Origin of the sequence: Lentilactobacillus sunkii DSM 19904, assembly GCF_001435575.1 — a bacterium.
GTDB classification, from domain to species: Bacteria; Bacillota; Bacilli; order Lactobacillales; family Lactobacillaceae; genus Lentilactobacillus; species Lentilactobacillus sunkii.
This window is the reverse complement of the sequence record NZ_AZEA01000079.1, coordinates 1-201: the sequence shown is the minus strand read 5'-3', so window position 1 is coordinate 201 and position 201 is coordinate 1. Positions and strand designations below refer to the sequence as shown.

The window sequence follows — 201 nt, the reverse complement described above, 5'->3', positions numbered from 1 at the left end:
TGTGTAAATGAAATGCCTTCGTACATATAATTATGTAGTTAATTTAAATAAATAATGATTCCAGGGTATCTTGAAGTCCTTTGAATCCGCGATGGATTCGCTTCATGGACTTCTCGTTGTAAACATTAAACTGAGAAACCAGGAATCGATCCAATGAATCTTCCGTTGGGAATTGTTCTTTGTGGTGGGTGGTGCGCTTGA

The 201-nt window shown here is 37.8% G+C and carries 1 pseudogene; it reads right to left on the bottom strand.

What is annotated here, in order from left to right:
* Positions 1 to 43 precede the first annotated feature (43 nt).
* Positions 44 to 201 (bottom strand): annotated as a pseudogene (locus FD17_RS13155) (IS256 family transposase); the annotation flags it as partial.